Source organism: Salinicola sp. 4072, from assembly GCF_036663415.1.
GTDB classification, from domain to species: Bacteria; Pseudomonadota; Gammaproteobacteria; order Pseudomonadales; family Halomonadaceae; genus Salinicola; species Salinicola salarius_A.
The window spans coordinates 1-743 of the sequence record NZ_JAXOVV010000085.1 but is presented as its reverse complement, the minus strand read 5'-3'; the positions used below and the strand labels follow the sequence as shown (position 1 = coordinate 743).

Genomic DNA, 743 nt, shown 5'->3' with positions numbered 1-743 from the left:
AGGTGGATAGGCTTTCACCCATAGCGGATGGCTCTCTTGGTTCAGATTCTTGGCGGAACACACTGAATTTTCAAGAGAATACCATCCGCTATCTTCGTTTTCGGGCCGGCCTCATGAATAAGCCGGGATCCATCATTACACTCCCCGTTCGTTCCACCTGTTAGGATCGAGGTTATAGTTGCTATAGAGTCAAGCCGATGAATCGTGCCTGCGCCACTCCACCCGAGCCCTACACGATCGGCCAGCTTGCCAGGCTGACCGGTGTGAAAGCGGTCACCATCCGTTACTACGAGAAGGCGGATCTGTTGCCCGCCGCCAGGCGTACGGCCTCGGGCTATCGACTCTACTCGTCGGTCGAACGAGACCGTCTGCGCTTCATCAGACGCTGTCGTCACCTGGGACTGGGGCTCGACGACGTCAAAGCGCTGCTGCGGCTCTCGGATGAACGCGAGGCTCCCTGTCACCAGGTGGATGCCATCATCCATCAACAGCGCGAGCATGTCCGCGACCGCATTCGGGATCTCCAGGCGCTGGAGCAGGAGCTGGATCGTCTGGAAGGAGCCTGTCGGGCCGAGACCATCGGCGAGTGCAAGATCATCGAGTCGCTGTCGCGACCGAGTTAAGCTCAAGTCTGGTGGATGGGAGGAGGTAGGAAGGGTGGCGTATCCTGTTGATTGATCACGACCAAGATCTCAACCAACACGAGTGGATACGCCATGACCGATTCTACCCTCCAGGCTCTT

The 743-nt window shown here is 57.7% G+C and carries 1 protein-coding gene; it reads left to right on the top strand.

The window, feature by feature from the left end; translation table 11 throughout:
* Nucleotides 1-197 precede the first annotated feature (197 nt).
* Complete coding sequence (locus tag R3F72_RS18580) at nucleotides 198-623, top strand: MerR family transcriptional regulator (protein ID WP_332780485.1); 426 nt, start codon at nucleotides 198-200, stop codon at nucleotides 621-623.
* Nucleotides 624-743 lie beyond the last annotated feature (120 nt).